Origin of the sequence: Aggregatibacter actinomycetemcomitans DSM 8324 (genome assembly GCF_000372365.1) — a bacterium.
Lineage (GTDB): Bacteria > Pseudomonadota > Gammaproteobacteria > Enterobacterales > Pasteurellaceae > Aggregatibacter > Aggregatibacter actinomycetemcomitans.
The window spans coordinates 88909-105094 of sequence record NZ_AQUU01000002.1 but is presented as its reverse complement, the minus strand read 5'-3'; the positions used below and the strand labels follow the sequence as shown (position 1 = coordinate 105094).

Genomic DNA, 16186 nt, shown 5'->3' with positions numbered 1-16186 from the left:
TTTATTTAGGTAATATGTCGTGATTATTCCTTGGCAAGAGTTAGCCGAAGAAACATTGGTCAATATCGTGGAAAGCGTTATTTTGCGCGAAGGGACCGGTTATGGTTCACATGAACAGACTTTCGAACAAAAAAAGAAAGCATTGCTGAACAGGATCCGCCAGGGAAGCGCGGTGATTGTTTGGTCTGAATTACATGAATCTATCGACATAAAAGATAAAACGGAATTTTTTAGATAAACTGCTTAGTTTTTCATAATTTAGATGGAGGTTTAACGTGCAGGAACAAAACGCACAAGCTACGCAATCAATGGATCCGACACTTGAGTGGTTTTTATCCCACTGCCACATCCATAAATATCCGTCTAAAAGCACATTAATCAACGCCGGCGAAAAAGCCGAGACACTTTATTATTTAATTCAAGGCTCCGTGTCCGTTTTGGTCAAAGATGAAGACGGCAAAGAAATGATCCTCACCTATTTAAGCCAAGGGGATTTTTTCGGCGAAGCGGGCTTATTTGAAGAAGGACAACGCCGTTCTGCGTGGATTAAAGCAAAATCCTCCTGCGAAGTGGCGGAAATTTCTTATCGTAAATTTCGCCAGCTGATTCAAGTCAACCCTGAAATCCTGATGTATCTTACTGCCCAATTAGCGTATCGGTTACAAAACACTTCGCGCCAAGTAAGTAATTTAGCCTTTTTAGATGTCACCGGTCGCATTGCGCAAACCTTGCTCAATCTGGCAAAAATGCCGGAAGCGATGACTCACCCGGACGGTATGCAAATTAAAATCACCCGCCAGGAAATCGGACAAATGGTCGGTTGTTCGCGGGAAACCGTCGGGCGTATTCTGAAAATGCTGGAAGATCAACACCTCATCTCGGCACACGGCAAAACCATCGTAGTTTACGGCACCCGCTAAAAACATCTTTAAAAGAAACCGCACTTTATGTTGATCGACTCAAGTGCGGTTTTTTTCTTAGGCGTTTTTCTGCCTAATGGCTAAATAAAAGGTCTGAACACTTTCAGACCTTTTGTTTAATCAAGCCATCGTTTAACGCATCGTTACAAACTCTTCCGAACCTGTCGGGTGGATTGCCACGGTGTTGTCGAAATCGGCTTTGGTGGCACCCATTTTGATGGCGACAGCAAAGCCTTGGATCATTTCGTCCACACCGAAGCCGATGCCGTGCAAGCCGACGATTTTCTCTTCTTTACCCGCGCAAACCAATTTCATGCGACAAGGTTGGCGGCGTTGGGTCACTGCGCTGTACATCGGGGTGAAGCTGGATTTATACACTTTCACGTTTTCCGCGCCGTATTGTTCAATAGCTTGCGGTTCCGTTAAACCTACGGTGCCGATTGGCGGGTGGCTGAATACCACTGTCGGCACAAGGTTGTAATCCAAATACTCGTTTGGTTTATTATTGAACAAACGCTCGGATAAACGACGCCCGGCGGCAACGGCAACCGGTGTTAATTCGATACCGCCGTCAATAATATCGCCCACTGCGTAAATGCCGGGTACATTGGTATTTTGATATTTATCCACTTTAATGAAACCGCGATCGTTGGTTTCCACGCCGATGTTTTCCAAACCGATTTTATCCGTTGCCGGATCACGCCCGATTGTCCAAACCAAACAATCTACGATAATTTCTCTATCGTGATCGAATTTCACGGTTAAAGATCCATCTGCATTTTTGATGACTTCTTGCACCGTGGTGTGTTTATGCAAATGAATGCCGTCTTGCTCCAACACTTCCACCAGCGTTTCAACGATCAACGGATCCTGATTACGCATCGGCGCGTGACGACGCACTACCAAGTGAGTGTCGGAACCTAAACTATTGAATACGCCGGCAAGTTCCACCGCGATATAACCCGCCCCGATAATGGCAACGCGTTTTGGTAGCGCATTCAAAGCAAATACCCTATCAGAATCAATGCCGTATTCCACGCCTTTTACCGGCGGATGGCTCGGACGACCACCGGTCGCGATTAAAATATGGTCAGCGGTCACTTGTTCGGTGGAACCGTCTGCAAGGGTCACTTCAACGGTGTTTTTATTCACAAATTTAGCGAAGCCGTGAATCACATCGACGTTATTTTTCGCCAATACATTGTTATAAGAAGTATGAATACGATCAATGTAGGCTTGACGGCTTTCCACCAACTTGGCGAAATCAAATTTTTTTACCTCCACATCAAAACCGTAATCTAGTGCATAATGATTAATCGCTTCCGCAATTTGTGCGCCGTAAAACATCACTTTTTTCGGTACACAACCCACATTTACACAGGTTCCGCCCAAATGTTTCGCCTCAATAATGGCACATTTTTTGCCATAACTCGCCGCGCGGTTAATGGAGGCAATACCGCCGCTACCACCGCCGATAGCAAGGTAATCATAATGTCTGCTCATAGTCTTTTCCTTAATGAATCAATTGGGCGCTATTCTGCCCAAAGGGTGTTCACAAATCAAACAAATAGGATAAATCGGTCCAATCGGTATTTTCTTATTCCGGCGTAATCCAATTTACCGACCAACTACCGGTACCTTGCGGTATAAGTGCGGTGGTTAAATAAGGTAAAATGGATTTCATTTGTTGCTCCAGCGTCCAAGGCGGATTCACCACAATCATCCCGCTCGCCGTCATCCCGCGTTGATCGGAATCCGGGCGCACTGCCAGTTCGATTTGCAGGATTTTACGAATCCCCGTGGCTTCCAAACCTTTCACTATCCGCTTGGTTTGCTGACGCAGCACCACCGGATACCAAATAACATAAATGCCCGTAGCAAAGCGCTTATAGCCCTCTTCAACGGCTTTCACCACCAAATCGTAATCTTCTTTTAACTCATATGGCGGATCAATCAACACCAGCCCTCGCCGCTCTTTTGGCGGCAGGGTGACTTTGACCTGCTGAAAACCGTCACCGATTTTTACCGTCACATTATCAAATTCTTTAAAATTATTGCGTAACAGCGGAAACTCGCTCGGATGAAGTTCCACCAGCAACGCACGATCCTGCGGACGCAATAAATTCGCCGCCAACAACGGCGAACCCGCATAATAGCGCAATTCCTTGCCGCCATAATTGAGCTTTTTAATTAACGCCACATAACGTGCCACTTCTGCGGGCAAGTCCTCACGCGCCCACAAACGACCAATGCCGTCCACATATTCCGCCGTTTTCTCCGCTTCCGCACTAAGCAAGCGATAACGCCCCGCACCGGAATGCGTATCTAAATAATAAAACCCTTTTTCTTTTTGTTGCAGGCTTTCGATAATCAGCATTAACACAATGTGCTTCAACACATCCGCATGATTGCCCGCATGAAAACTATGACGATAACTGAGCATAATCCCTACTTAAAAAACATTTGAAAAGCTGACCGCACTTTTCCCGAAAGACAAAGCCCGACAATTGCCGGGCTTCATTTGAGCGAATGGCGGTTTAGAACAATTCTTCCGGTTGACCGCCCGGTGAACTGTCGCCATCGAGAAGTTCGCTTGGTACATAGTAGCCGTGTTCTTCCACATAAGCACGGGTTGGTTCCGTTCCTTTAATGAAATATTCCACGCGCCCATCGTTAGCCAGTAAGCCGGAGCGTAAATCAATGTGTTTTTCTACGATATTGGCAGGCATCGGCAATGCACGTTCCGGAATATCCTGCAAGATCGGCTTCATATAAGCAATCCACGCCGGCATCGCACTTTTCGCACCGGCTTCACCGCGACCTAAATTAAAGCGATTATCGTCAAAACCGATATACACCGCCGTAGTCAGATTTGCCCCGAAGCCGGCATACCACGCCACTTTGGAGTTATTCGTCGTACCGGTTTTGCCGCCGATGTCTTTACGTTTAATGTCATTTGCCATGCGCCAGCTGGTACCTTTCCAGCCAAGCCCCTGTTCGCCGTAAATTGCGGTACTTAACGCACTACGAATTAAGAACGCTAATTCACCGCTAATCACACGTGGTGCATATTGCACTTCGGAACCATTGGTTTTTGCATCCGCCATGAGGTTCAGATTTTCCTCTTTCACCAAATCGACACGCGGTTGCAATTCCGGAATATCCGGCACGCTTTCGCCTTGGTCTACTTCTTCGCCGTTAGTAGATTCATCGGTGCGGGCAAATTCGTCAGCCGGCGTTAAGTCGGTATTTTTAAAGCCGTCCAATTTTTCCGTTTCGCCGTAAATCACCGGAATATTGTCGCAGGTCGGGCACGCTACTTTCGGGTTCGCCACGAAAATTTCTTTACCGCTATTATCTAAAATTTTATTGATAATATAAGGATCGACCAAATAACCGCCGTTATCAAACACCGCATAACCGCGTGCCATTTCTAACGGCGTGAAGGATGCCGCGCCCAAAGCAAGGGCTTCGCTGGCAAAATATTGATCCCGTTTGAAACCGAAACGTTGTAAGAAATCTGCCACGAAATCAATGCCCGCCATTTGCATGGAGCGAATGGCAATCATATTTTTAGACTGACCTAATCCCACGCGCAAACGCAACGGACCGTCATAACGATCCGGCGAGTTTTTCGGACGCCATTCTTTCTGTCCCGGTTTTTTCAGCACAATCGGCATATCCTGCAACACGCTGGATAAGGTTAACCCTTTTTCCAATGCTGCCGCATAAATAAACGGTTTAATGGAAGAACCCACTTGCACCAAAGATTGAGTGGCGCGGTTAAATTTGCTTTGTTCAAAACTGAAACCGCCCACAATGGCTTCAATAGCGCCGTTGTCGCTGTTTAAGGAAACCAAAGCGGAGTTGGCCTGCGGGATTTGCCCCAGCATCCAGCCACCTTTGTCATTTTTACGAATCCAGATTTGATCACCCACTTTCACCGGATTAGCTTGCCCTGTCCAACGCATTGCGCTGCTCGGCAGCGTAATTTTATCACCGGAAGCCAGTAGGAGCTCCGCGCCGGATTTGGCAACGCCGACTGCCGCCGCCGGAATGAAGGGTTCGGAATTCGGTAATTTTTTCAGGAAACCGATAATGGTGTCGTTGTCCCAAGGCGCTTCGTCTTTTTTCCATAAAGGCGCGCCGCCACGATAACCATGGCGCATATCATAAGCGATTAAGTTATCACGTACCGCTTTTTGTGCGGTTTCCTGATCTTTGGAAAGCACAGTGGTGTAAACTTTGTAACCTTTGGTATAGGCATTTTCCTCACCAAAGCGTCTCACCATTTCCTGACGCACCATTTCCGTCACATAATCCGCACGGAAATCCATTTGCGCCCCGTGATAACTGGCGACAATCGGCGCTTTTAATGCCGCATCATATTCTTCTTTGGAAATGTATTTTTGGTCCAACATACGCCCCAACACCACATTACGGCGCTCCAGCGCACGTTTCGGCGAAAACAGCGGATTCATTGTGGAAGGCGCTTTCGGCAAGCCCGCAATCACCGCCATTTCGGATAGGGTTAATTGATTCAATTCTTTACCAAAATAGGTTTTTGCCGCCGCCGCGACACCATAAGAACGGTAGCCCAAGTAAATTTTATTTAAATACAGTTCGAGAATTTCGTTTTTATCCAACGCATTTTCAATATCAATTGCCAAAATCGCTTCTTTGGCTTTACGGATCAGGCTTTTTTCCGGCGTTAAGAAGAAGTTACGCGCCAACTGTTGGGTGATGGTACTTGCCCCTTGAGACGCGCCGCCTTTGGTCACGGCAACCATTAACGCACGCCCGATGCCGATCGGATCCAGCCCGTGGTGTTCATAGAAACGGCTGTCTTCCGTTGCCAACACGGCTTGAATGAGTTTTTCCGGAATATCCGCCAGTTTCACCGGAACTCGGCGTTGCTCCCCTACTTCCCCGATAAGTTTGCCGTCGGAAGTGTAAATTTGCATCGGCTGTTGCAGCTCAACGGTTTTCAGCGTTTCCACATCCGGTAAATCGGATTTGAGCTGGATATAGAACATACCCGCCACAATGCCGCCAAGAATAAATAAAGTTAATAAGGAACTTAATATTAATTTTGCGATCCGCATCGAAAATTTCTCACTTATTTCATTGTCGTTAAGTTAAAAGGATTAAAAATATAGTTGATTGCTAAGTATAAAGATTACGCCACAAAAGCAAAAGCGAAAACTCACTTAAATCGTGTAAATAAGGATGAATCCAATGTTTATTAGACACATTCCCACACTGCAAGTCGGTCTTTGGTGCCGTGGAGAAACCATCGACGCAGCGTGGATCGACCCGCAAAATCAACCGCACTTTTTGCGCCTCGGCGAACTGGAATTAATGGAACTGACAAGCCATTTAAACCGTCGTTTTAACCATCCGCGCAAAAAATTAGCCTACAAATTTATTACCGCCATCATGCCCCATCAAATCTGGCAGAAAACCTTGATTTTGCCCCATAACCTGAACCTTCAGGAATGTGAGCAACAGTGCCATTTCAGCTTAACCAACGAGCTGCCGATTCCCACCGAAGAGGTGTGGTATGACTACGCAGCCACACCGTTAAAACAGGGCTTTCGGTTAGATATTTTTGCCATTAGACAACAAATCGCCACAGAATATTTGCAACAACTTATGCCTTTACAAATTGACGTGTTAGACAACGCGGCAAAAGCGATGTTACGCGCGGCGGAATATTTTTTGGGGCACGCCTTGCCAAATAACGCCGTGTTTTTATATCAGGACGAAACGGGCTTGCTGGCGGTACAACACAAATTACAGCAAACCCAAACGCTGTTCCAAACGCAGGGAAACCTGACCGCACTTTTGGCGCAATATTGCCAACGTTATGCAGAAGAACCGATGCAGGTGTTCTATTATCAAACCGAAAAAGACGCACAGGCGATACCGCAAAGCTGGCACGCCATTGAAACCGAGCTACCGTTCATCGCGTTAGGTAACGCCTTGTGGCAACGGGAAACGCCGTTGAAATCCACCGCACTTTTTGACGCCGACCACAACATTTGAGACGATTACCATGAAAAAAGACATCAATCTCCTGCCGTGGCGCATTCAATTGCAACGTCAACAGAATAAAGCGTTACTTCATCAACTTATCCTTTGCGCGTTGATATGCACAAGCGGCTGGTTAATTCTGGGGTCTTTGGCGGAAAGCCACGCGGAAACCGCAGAAACAATACAAACCGAACTGACCAAAATCCAACCTGAGCAACAGCTTACACAACGACACATTCAACAACTCCGAAGTACACAGACAGATTCGGAGGAATTACACCCCGTTTCAAAAGAAACCGTTTTTTCGCTGTTAAATCAATTAACAGAGTTACCGCTCACACAAGGTGAATTAACGGAATTGTCTCTTAAAACAGCGCAACTAACCTTAACCGGCTACAGCCACAGTCAAGAAGAATTCAGCCGGTTGAATCAATTTCTCACGCAACAACCACTTTTCGCCGAAGTCACACTAGCGGAGTTCAAACCGAATGCCGACGAACTGCAGTTTCAATTTAACTTAACCTTGCGGGACACGCCATGAAATTCAACGGCATAAATGGTTTTCTGCAACATTGGCACCGCTTGACGAGTTGGCAACAAAGGGCATTGCTGATTTTTGTATGTTTATTGGCGCTCTATTTTCCCACATGGGATTATTGGCAACAGCGTTCCCAGGCGGAAGCGATTTCACAACAATTGCAAATCCAACAGGAAAAGCTTGCTCATCAGCAAAAAATCTTAGCCGCGCTGAAAGAAAAAGCGGCGAAGCAATTACTCACACCGGAATTAGCGGGCAAACTCCCGCCGATAAATCAGCAGATTCAACAAGTTGCATCGAAATTGCACATTGCGCACAGCCAATGGGATTTTCATCAAAAACCGTTGCTCAAATTGCAACTGCACGGACAGTTTACCGATTTACGGGAATTTTTGACCGCACTTTTCAGTGCTAATGACGAGCTGGAATTACTGGAATGGCACATTATTAAAAACGCCGATACCAATGACGGGCATTCTATTCACAGCGAACTTTTATTTCAATTACATACCAAGGAAAAATAATGTTACACCCTCTTTTCGTTTTCTTTATCGGCGTGTTGTTCAGCTTGTCTGTCACCGCTAATGATCCTTTTGACAAAACCCAACGCGGAACCACCGCCTCGAACGCATCACTCAAAGACACCACAAGCGTAATCCAGTGCTATAAAGGGACGGAGGCGATTTTTCCGTCCACCGCATTTAATCAAATCCGCATAGTGGGCGTGCTGCAGCACCAAAAAGATTGGCAATTACTCTTGCTTGCCGACAACCAAGTGAACCTCGCCCAACAAGGGGATTTTGTTGCGGCGGAAAATCTGAAAATTGAACACATCGGTAAACAGGAAATTCGTTTTTTACGTTGGGATAACCCGCAAAATTGCGAGCTTTCCACTACATTGAACATAAAATTTTAGGCATTTTGAAGGAAATAACATGAAATCGATCCTTTCCCGACGACTAAAGTGCGGTCTGTTTTTCGGGTGTTTTTTAAGTCTTGCGGTGCAGGCGGAACAAAATCCGGTGTTTTCCATTCGGCTGAAACAGGCACCACTGGTTCCGACTTTGCAGCAGTTGGCATTAGCCCACAATACCAATTTGATTATTGACGATGAACTGCAAGGCACGGTGTCGTTACAGTTGGAAAACGTGGATTTGGATCAGCTGTTTCGTTCTGTGGCAAAAATTAAACAACTGGATTTATGGCAGGAAAACGGCATTTATTATTTCACTAAAGGCGACACCAACACGAAATTTGCCGGCAAAATGGAAGAGCCTTTCCCTCTTTCTCTGCCCATGGCGGAAGAACCGGCACAGCTGACCACGGCGACCATTAAATTACACTTTGCCAAAGCGTCGGAAGTGATGAAATCCCTCACCGGGGGGAGTGGTTCCCTGTTGTCGCCTAACGGCAGTATCACTTTCGACGATCGTAGCAATTTGTTGCTGATTCAGGATGAACCGCGCTCCGTCCGCAACATAAAAAAGCTGATTAAGGAACTGGATAAACCCATTGAGCAAATCGCCATTGAAGCGCGCATTGTCACCATTAACGATGAAAACCTGAAAGAACTGGGCGTGCGCTGGGGCATTTTCAGCCCGACGGACAACGCCCATCGTATCGGTGGCAGTTTGGCGGGCAACGGCTTTGATAACCTTGTCAATCAGTTAAACGTAAATTTTCCCACGACCACGAAACCGGCAGGCTCTGTGGCGTTACAGGTTGCGAAAATCAACGGGCGACTTTTAGACTTAGAATTGACCGCACTTGAACGGGAAAATAATGTGGAAATCATCGCAAGCCCACGCCTGCTAACGACAAACAAAAAAAGCGCCAGCATCAAACAGGGGACGGAATTGCCCTATATTCTGGTGAACGAAAAAAGCGGTTCGCAAAGCGTGGAATTTCGTGAGGCGGTACTAGGTTTGGAAGTCACGCCGCACATTTCGCAGGATAAACAAATTCTGTTAGATCTTATCGTCAGCCAAAACTCGCCGGGCAGCCGTGTGGCGTACGGTTTGGGCGAAGTGGTTTCTATTGATAAACAGGAGATTAATACACAAGTCTTCGCCAAGGACGGCGAAACCATTGTGCTGGGCGGTGTATTTAGCGATACCATCACCAAAGGCACCGATAAAGTGCCAGTGCTGGGTGACATTCCGGGTATTAAACATTTATTCAGCAAGGAAAGTGAACGCCATCAAAAACGCGAGCTGGTGATTTTTGTCACACCACATATTTTGCGTAAAGGCGAAACCCCGGACGCTTTCAAACAAAAGCGAATCGGGGTAAATGAGCAAATCATGGCAAAAGGGGAGAATAAAAAGGACCTAAATAGGAAATAATTTTGCTTTTCCTCACAATAGATAAAATAATTGTCCTGTTTAGGTTGAAAACGGTAGCGGTTTATTGCGATAATTCCCCCTAATTTTGGGGGTGATCTTTTCAACTCTATATTCAAAAAGCTTTCACACGACCACATATGAGTATGTTACGGTCGTTTCTTATTTTCTAAAAGATCACATTCTTTTCGACGACATAAATTTAAGATTATAACAATGGCAGAAAAACGTAATATTTTTTTAGTGGGGCCAATGGGGGCAGGCAAAAGCACCATTGGTCGCCAACTTGCTCAATTGCTCAACATGGATTTTGTAGATACCGACGCAGAAATTGAAGAACGCGCCGGCGCAGATATTGGCTGGATTTTTGATGTTGAGGGCGAAGCCGGTTTCCGTAAAAGAGAAGAACGTATTATTAACGAATTAACGCAACGCCAAGGCATCGTGTTATCTACCGGCGGCGGTGCAGTGTTATCTAAGGACAATCGAAACCAGCTTGCCGCGCGCGGTATTGTGATTTATCTGGAAACCACTGTTGAAAAGCAATATCAACGCACCCAGCGGGATAAAAAGCGCCCGCTTTTGCAAGATGTTGCCGATCCGCGTCAGGTGTTGGAAGATTTGGCGAAAATCCGCAATCCGCTGTATGAAGACGTAGCAGACATTACCCTCCCTACTGATGACCAAAGTGCCAAGGTAATGGCAACGCAGATTATCGACTTGATTGATAACTATAACGGTTAAATAATGACCAAAAAGCAAAATAAATGTTGTGTGTAAGTGTTGAATTGAAAGAAAGAAGCTACCCGATTCATATCGGCGCCGGATTATTGACGGATCCCCATTGTTATCCGCTGAAACCGGGCAACAAAGTCATGATCGTGACCAATCCGACCGTTGCACAATATTACCTTGCCATCGTCACCGACATGCTGGAAAAAATCGGTTGTCTCGTTGAGCGCGTATTATTGCCGGACGGCGAACAATACAAAACCCTTGACTCTTTAAACCTGATTTTCACCGCACTTTTACAAGCCAATCACGGTCGTGACACTACCATCGTGGCATTGGGCGGCGGAGTAATCGGCGATGTTGCCGGCTATGCGGCGGCGAGCTATCAACGAGGTGTGCGCTTTATTCAAATTCCGACCACCTTATTGGCGCAAGTAGATTCTTCCGTTGGCGGCAAAACTGCCGTGAACCACCCATTAGGGAAAAACATGATCGGCGCTTTTTATCAGCCGAATGCCGTCATCGTGGACACCTTGACCCTAAACACTTTGCCGAAACGCGAAGTGAATGCCGGCTTGGCGGAAGTCATTAAATACGGTGTGATTTTAGATTTCCCTTTCTTTGAATGGCTGGAGCAGCATATTGACGAAGTGGTCGCCCTAGATCAATCTGCGCTCCGGCAATGTATCGCCCGCTGCTGCCAATTAAAAGCGGACATTGTGGCACGGGACGAAACGGAAAAAGGCGATCGTGCGCTGTTAAATCTCGGTCATACTTTTGGTCATGCCATTGAAGCCCATTTGGGTTACGGCAACTGGCTACACGGCGAGTCGATAGCGGCAGGTTGCATGATGGCGGCGGTGTTATCGGAGCGATTAGGCGATTTAACCAAAGCCGATGTGGCACGCTTGGAGAAACTCCTGGCAAGCGCCAATTTACCAACTGTTTCACCGGACGGCATGACGGCGCAGGATTACTTACCGTTGATGATGCGCGATAAAAAAGTGCTGAACGGTAAATTGCGTTTAGTACTGCTCAAATCTCTCGGTCGGGCTTATGTAGCAACAGATATTAATCAAGATTTAGTGATTGATGCCATCCATCGTTGCTCTCAATTCGATTAATTATGCCTGAACCCGCTAAACCCGCTACGCCAGCCAAAAGCCGCCCGTTTCTCAAATGGGCGGGCGGTAAATATCGCCTTATGGACGAAATCAATCGCCTACTACCAAAACGTAAGCAATGCTTGGTCGAACCCTTTGTGGGCGCCGGCGCGGTGTTTCTTAACAGCAATTTCAAACGCTACATTCTGGCGGACATCAACCCCGATTTAATCAACCTCTTTAATATCGTCAAATTGGATGTAGAACGCTATATTCAGGCGTGTAAACCGATTTTTTTCCACCCGGAAGCGAATACTGAAATTTACTACTACGGCAAACGCAAGGAATTTAACCAAAGCACTGACGTTTTCCAGCGCGCCGTGTTATTTCTCTATTTAAACCGCTTCGGTTTCAACGGATTATGCCGTTACAACTCCAAAAACGAATTCAACGTTCCTTTCGGCGATTACAAAACCCACTATTTCCCGGAAGAAGAACTGCGTTTTTTCGCCGCCAAAGCACAAAGTGCGGTCTTTATTTGCGCCGATTTTCAACAAACCTTTGAAATGGCGGACGAAAACTCCGTAATTTACTGCGACCCGCCCTACGCCCCGCTTTCACAAGACAGCAACTTCACCAATTACGCCGGCAATGAGTTCTCCATCGCCCACCAGCGTGATCTCGCCAACCTCGCCAAACACACCATGGAACAACGCAACATTCAAGTGCTGATCTCCAACCACGACACCCCTTTCACCCGCGAAATCTACCAAGGCGCCAAAATCCGTCGCCTAAAAGTACAACGTTCCATCAGCCAAGCACCGCATAAACGCATTAAGGTGAGGGAATTGATTGCGATGTTTAAGCAGGGAAAATGACTTAGAAAATGACCGCACTTTTAGTGCCACTAAAACACTGTTAATTTTTCATAGAAAAAAGGCCTGACATTACATCAGACCTTTTCATCATTTATGCTGCGTTCATTAAAAAGGAATATCATCATCAAAATTATCCATCGGCGCTTCGGCGGCAGGTTTACTTGCCGGCGCACTGCGTGGGGCGCTTTGTTGTTGGTTTGGATAACTTGGTTGGGATGTCGGTGTGTAGTTTCCGCCGGATTGGCGATCGGCGCGGCTGTCTAACATTTGTAAAACGTCGCCCTGGATTTCGGTGGTGTAGCGATCTTGACCGTTTTGATCCTGCCATTTACGGGTTCTTAAGCGTCCTTCGACATAGACTTTAGACCCTTTACGCAGGTATTCCCCCGCCACTTCCGCCTGGCGGCGATAAAATACGATGCGGTGCCATTCGGTGACTTCGCGGCGTTCACCGGTGTTTTTGTCATTCCAGCTTTCACTGGTGGCAACGGTGATATTGGCGACGGCTTCGCCGTTCGGCATGGTGCGGACTTCAGGATCGTTACCTAAATTACCGACAATAATCACTTTATTTACTCCAGCCATAATATCCTCTTCTTTTATTCGATTTTGCTGTAAAAAAATTTGCCTTATTCTGCCTGAAAATCAGAAAGAAATCCACGCTTTCAACAAAATTAACTGGATATTTGCACAGTTATTTAAGAATATGCGATAATTATCGCAAATTTACACTTCTTTCATTTATAAAATCTATTATGGATACCATCGACATTCGTGGGGCGCGAACCCACAATCTGAAAAATATTAACTTAACCATTCCACGCGACAAACTTATCGTTATCACCGGTTTATCCGGTTCGGGCAAGTCTTCGCTGGCGTTTGATACCCTGTATGCGGAAGGACAACGCCGTTATGTGGAATCCCTTTCCGCCTATGCGCGCCAGTTTCTTTCATTAATGGAAAAGCCCGATGTTGACCACATTGAAGGGCTTTCACCGGCGATTTCCATTGAGCAAAAATCCACCTCCCATAACCCGCGTTCAACGGTGGGGACGATTACCGAAATTCATGATTACCTGCGTTTATTGTTTGCCCGCGTGGGCGAACCGCGCTGCCCGCATCATCATGTGCCGCTCACCGCGCAAACCATCAGCCAAATGGTGGATAAAGTACTTTCCCTGCCGCAAGACAGCAAAATGATGCTGTTGGCACCGGTGGTGAAAGAACGCAAGGGCGAACACGTTAAGCTGTTGCAACAAATTTCCGCACAAGGTTACATTCGCGCCCGTATCGATGGCGAAATTTGTGATTTATCCGATCCGCCGAAACTGGAATTACAGAAAAAACACACTATCGAAGTGGTGGTGGATCGCTTTAAAGTGCGGTCGGATTTAGCTACAAGATTGGCGGAATCCTTTGAAACCACGTTGGAATTATCGGGCGGCACGGCAATGGTTGCCTACATGGACGATCCGAAAGCGGAAGAGTTGGTGTTCTCCGCCAACTTTGCCTGCCCCCATTGCGGCTACTCCGTGCCGGAACTGGAACCGCGTCTGTTTTCCTTCAATAACCCGGCAGGGGCGTGTCCGACCTGCGACGGTTTAGGCGTGCAGCAATATTTTGATGAAAAACGCGTGGTGCAAAATCCGAACATTTCCCTTGCCAACGGCGCTATTAAAGGCTGGGATCGCCGTAATTTTTATTATTATCAAATGCTCACTTCCCTCTCGAAACACTACCATTTCGACATAGAAACCCCGTTTGAAGCATTACCGAAAAAAATCCAACAGATTATTTTGAATGGTTCCGGCAAGGAAGAAATCGAGTTTCAATACATGAACGATCGCGGCGATGTGGTGCTGCGTCGCCACGCCTTTGAAGGGATTTTGAACAACATGGCGCGCCGTTATAAAGAAACGGAATCCATGTCGGTGCGCGAAGAACTCGCCAAACACATCAGCAACCGATCATGCGCCGATTGCGGCGGTTCCCGTTTACGCCCGGAAGCGCGCAATGTATATATTGAACAAACCAATCTGCCTGAGGTGTCGGAAAAAAGCATCGGCGAAGCGTTAGATTTCTTTGGCAATTTACAACTCAGCGGACAAAAAGCCCAAATCGCCGAAAAAATCCTGAAAGAGATAAAAGAGCGGTTACAATTTCTAGTGAATGTGGGCTTGAATTATCTTTCCCTTTCCCGCTCTGCCGAAACCCTTTCTGGCGGTGAAGCACAACGGATTCGCCTCGCCAGCCAAATCGGCGCAGGATTAGTGGGTGTGATGTACGTGCTGGATGAACCCTCCATCGGCTTGCACCAACGGGACAATGAACGCCTGCTTAACACGCTGATTCATTTGCGTAATTTAGGCAATACAGTAATCGTGGTGGAACATGACGAAGACGCCATTTTGAGCGCCGACCACATTATCGACATCGGACCGGGCGCCGGCGTGCACGGCGGTAGCGTCATCGCCGAAGGCACCGCACAACAAATCATGCAAAATCCGAATTCCCTCACAGGTAAATTTTTATCGGGCACGGAAAAGATCGAAATACCGAAAAAACGTACCGCACTTGATAAGAAAAAAATGCTCAAATTGTTCGGCGCTTCTGGTAACAACCTGAAAAACGTCAATTTAGACATTCCCGTGGGCTTATTTACCTGCATCACCGGCGTGTCCGGTTCAGGTAAATCTACACTGATTAACGACACTCTGTTCCCTATTGCACAAAACGCCTTGAATCGTGCAGAAAATGCCGAGGTATCGCCGTACAAGTCCATTAAAGGTTTGGAATTTTTCGATAAAGTTATTGATATTAACCAAAGCCCGATCGGACGTACACCGCGTTCTAACCCGGCGACTTACACGGGCGTATTCACGCCGATTCGCGAACTGTTTGCCGGCGTACCGGAAGCCCGTGCGCGCGGTTACAACCCGGGGCGTTTCAGTTTTAACGTGCGCGGTGGGCGCTGTGAAGCCTGCCAGGGCGACGGCGTAATCAAAGTGGAAATGCACTTCCTGCCCGATGTGTACGTGCCTTGCGACCAATGTAAAGGCAAGCGTTACAATCGCGAAACCCTGGAAATCCGCTACAAAGGTAAAACCATTCATCAGGTGCTGGACATGACGGTGGAAGATGCGCGCGAGTTTTTCGATGCCATTCCAATGATTGCGCGTAAATTGCAAACCCTGATTGACGTGGGCTTGTCTTATATTCGCTTGGGGCAATCCTCTACCACCTTGTCCGGCGGGGAAGCGCAACGGGTGAAACTGGCGACGGAACTCTCCAAACGGGATACGGGCAAAACCCTGTATATTCTGGACGAACCGACCACAGGGCTGCATTTTGCCGACATCAAACAATTGCTTTCCGTGTTACACCGTTTACGCGATCAAGGCAACACCATCGTGGTCATTGAGCATAATTTAGACGTGATTAAAACCGCCGACTGGATTGTGGATTTGGGACCTGAAGGCGGTAGCGGCGGCGGACAAATTATCGCGACCGGCACACCGGAACAGGTTGCCAAAATGGAGGGCTCGCACACCGCCCGCTTCCTCAAAGACATCCTGGCAAAAGGCTAAAAACGCTGCATTTTCCGACCGCACTTTTTGCAGCAAGACAAAAGTGCGGT

15 protein-coding genes are annotated in these 16186 nt (G+C 47.1%); 11 read left to right on the top strand and 4 right to left on the bottom strand.

What is annotated here, in order from left to right; genetic code table 11:
* Positions 1–19 precede the first annotated feature (19 nt).
* Together A3CS_RS0101675 and crp are read left to right on the top strand one after the other, a co-directional pair.
* The gene (locus A3CS_RS0101675) at positions 20–238 is read left to right on the top strand and encodes a YheU family protein (protein WP_005544960.1); all 219 of its coding nucleotides are present in this window, start codon (positions 20–22) and stop codon (positions 236–238) included.
* Between the two features lie 37 nt (positions 239–275).
* Entirely contained in the window at positions 276–920 is a 645-nt protein-coding gene (crp, locus tag A3CS_RS0101670) for a cAMP-activated global transcriptional regulator CRP (RefSeq protein ID WP_005544961.1), read from the top strand.
* A 132-nt stretch (positions 921–1052) separates the two neighbouring features.
* On the opposite strand, the gene gorA is transcribed toward crp, so the two are convergent.
* The 3 genes from gorA to A3CS_RS0101655 all read right to left on the bottom strand — a co-directional run bounded on the left by gorA (position 1053) and on the right by A3CS_RS0101655 (position 6025).
* A complete protein-coding gene (gene gorA, locus A3CS_RS0101665; protein ID WP_005544964.1) occupies positions 1053–2423 on the bottom strand; it encodes a glutathione-disulfide reductase in 1371 nt (456 codons plus the stop codon).
* A gap of 94 nt (positions 2424–2517) precedes the next feature.
* Complete coding sequence (locus tag A3CS_RS0101660) at positions 2518–3363, bottom strand: 23S rRNA (adenine(2030)-N(6))-methyltransferase RlmJ (protein WP_005544967.1); 846 nt, start codon at positions 3361–3363, stop codon at positions 2518–2520.
* Between the two features lie 94 nt (positions 3364–3457).
* The gene (locus tag A3CS_RS0101655) at positions 3458–6025 is read right to left on the bottom strand and encodes a penicillin-binding protein 1A (RefSeq protein WP_019518175.1); all 2568 of its coding nucleotides are present in this window, start codon (positions 6023–6025) and stop codon (positions 3458–3460) included.
* Between the two features lie 133 nt (positions 6026–6158).
* Here A3CS_RS0101655 and A3CS_RS0101650 point away from each other — a divergent pair, with 133 nt between their 5' ends.
* The 8 genes from A3CS_RS0101650 to A3CS_RS0101615 all read left to right on the top strand — a co-directional run bounded on the left by A3CS_RS0101650 (position 6159) and on the right by A3CS_RS0101615 (position 12549).
* A complete protein-coding gene (locus A3CS_RS0101650) occupies positions 6159–6968 on the top strand; it encodes a type IV pilus biogenesis protein PilM (RefSeq protein WP_005544971.1) in 810 nt (269 codons plus the stop codon).
* A gap of 10 nt (positions 6969–6978) precedes the next feature.
* Entirely contained in the window at positions 6979–7497 is a 519-nt protein-coding gene (locus tag A3CS_RS0101645) for a PilN domain-containing protein (RefSeq protein WP_005544973.1), read from the top strand.
* A complete protein-coding gene (locus tag A3CS_RS0101640) occupies positions 7494–8018 on the top strand; it encodes a hypothetical protein (protein WP_019518174.1) in 525 nt (174 codons plus the stop codon). Before A3CS_RS0101645 ends, A3CS_RS0101640 begins: the two co-directional genes overlap by 4 nt.
* Positions 8018–8410, top strand: coding sequence for a hypothetical protein (locus A3CS_RS0101635; protein ID WP_005544975.1), 393 nt, complete (start codon positions 8018–8020; stop codon positions 8408–8410). Before A3CS_RS0101640 ends, A3CS_RS0101635 begins: the two co-directional genes overlap by 1 nt.
* A 19-nt stretch (positions 8411–8429) precedes the next feature.
* Positions 8430–9839: a type IV pilus secretin PilQ gene (locus A3CS_RS0101630; RefSeq protein ID WP_019518173.1), complete on the top strand. Its 1410-nt coding sequence runs from the start codon at positions 8430–8432 to the stop codon at positions 9837–9839.
* Between the two features lie 213 nt (positions 9840–10052).
* Positions 10053–10580 (top strand): shikimate kinase AroK, encoded by a 528-nt coding sequence (aroK, locus tag A3CS_RS0101625; protein WP_005555432.1) that lies wholly within the window; start codon positions 10053–10055, stop codon positions 10578–10580.
* A 23-nt stretch (positions 10581–10603) separates the two neighbouring features.
* On the top strand, positions 10604–11692 hold the full coding sequence (gene aroB / locus A3CS_RS0101620) for a 3-dehydroquinate synthase (RefSeq protein ID WP_005544982.1): 1089 nt from the start codon (positions 10604–10606) through the stop codon (positions 11690–11692).
* A gap of 2 nt (positions 11693–11694) precedes the next feature.
* Positions 11695–12549 (top strand): Dam family site-specific DNA-(adenine-N6)-methyltransferase, encoded by an 855-nt coding sequence (locus A3CS_RS0101615; RefSeq protein ID WP_005544984.1) that lies wholly within the window; start codon positions 11695–11697, stop codon positions 12547–12549.
* A gap of 105 nt (positions 12550–12654) precedes the next feature.
* Here A3CS_RS0101615 and A3CS_RS0101610 read toward each other — a convergent pair whose 3' ends face one another.
* Entirely contained in the window at positions 12655–13134 is a 480-nt protein-coding gene (locus A3CS_RS0101610; protein WP_005544986.1) for a single-stranded DNA-binding protein, read from the bottom strand.
* A gap of 170 nt (positions 13135–13304) precedes the next feature.
* Here A3CS_RS0101610 and uvrA point away from each other — a divergent pair, with 170 nt between their 5' ends.
* A complete protein-coding gene (gene uvrA, locus A3CS_RS0101605) occupies positions 13305–16136 on the top strand; it encodes an excinuclease ABC subunit UvrA (RefSeq protein WP_005544988.1) in 2832 nt (943 codons plus the stop codon).
* Positions 16137–16186 lie beyond the last annotated feature (50 nt).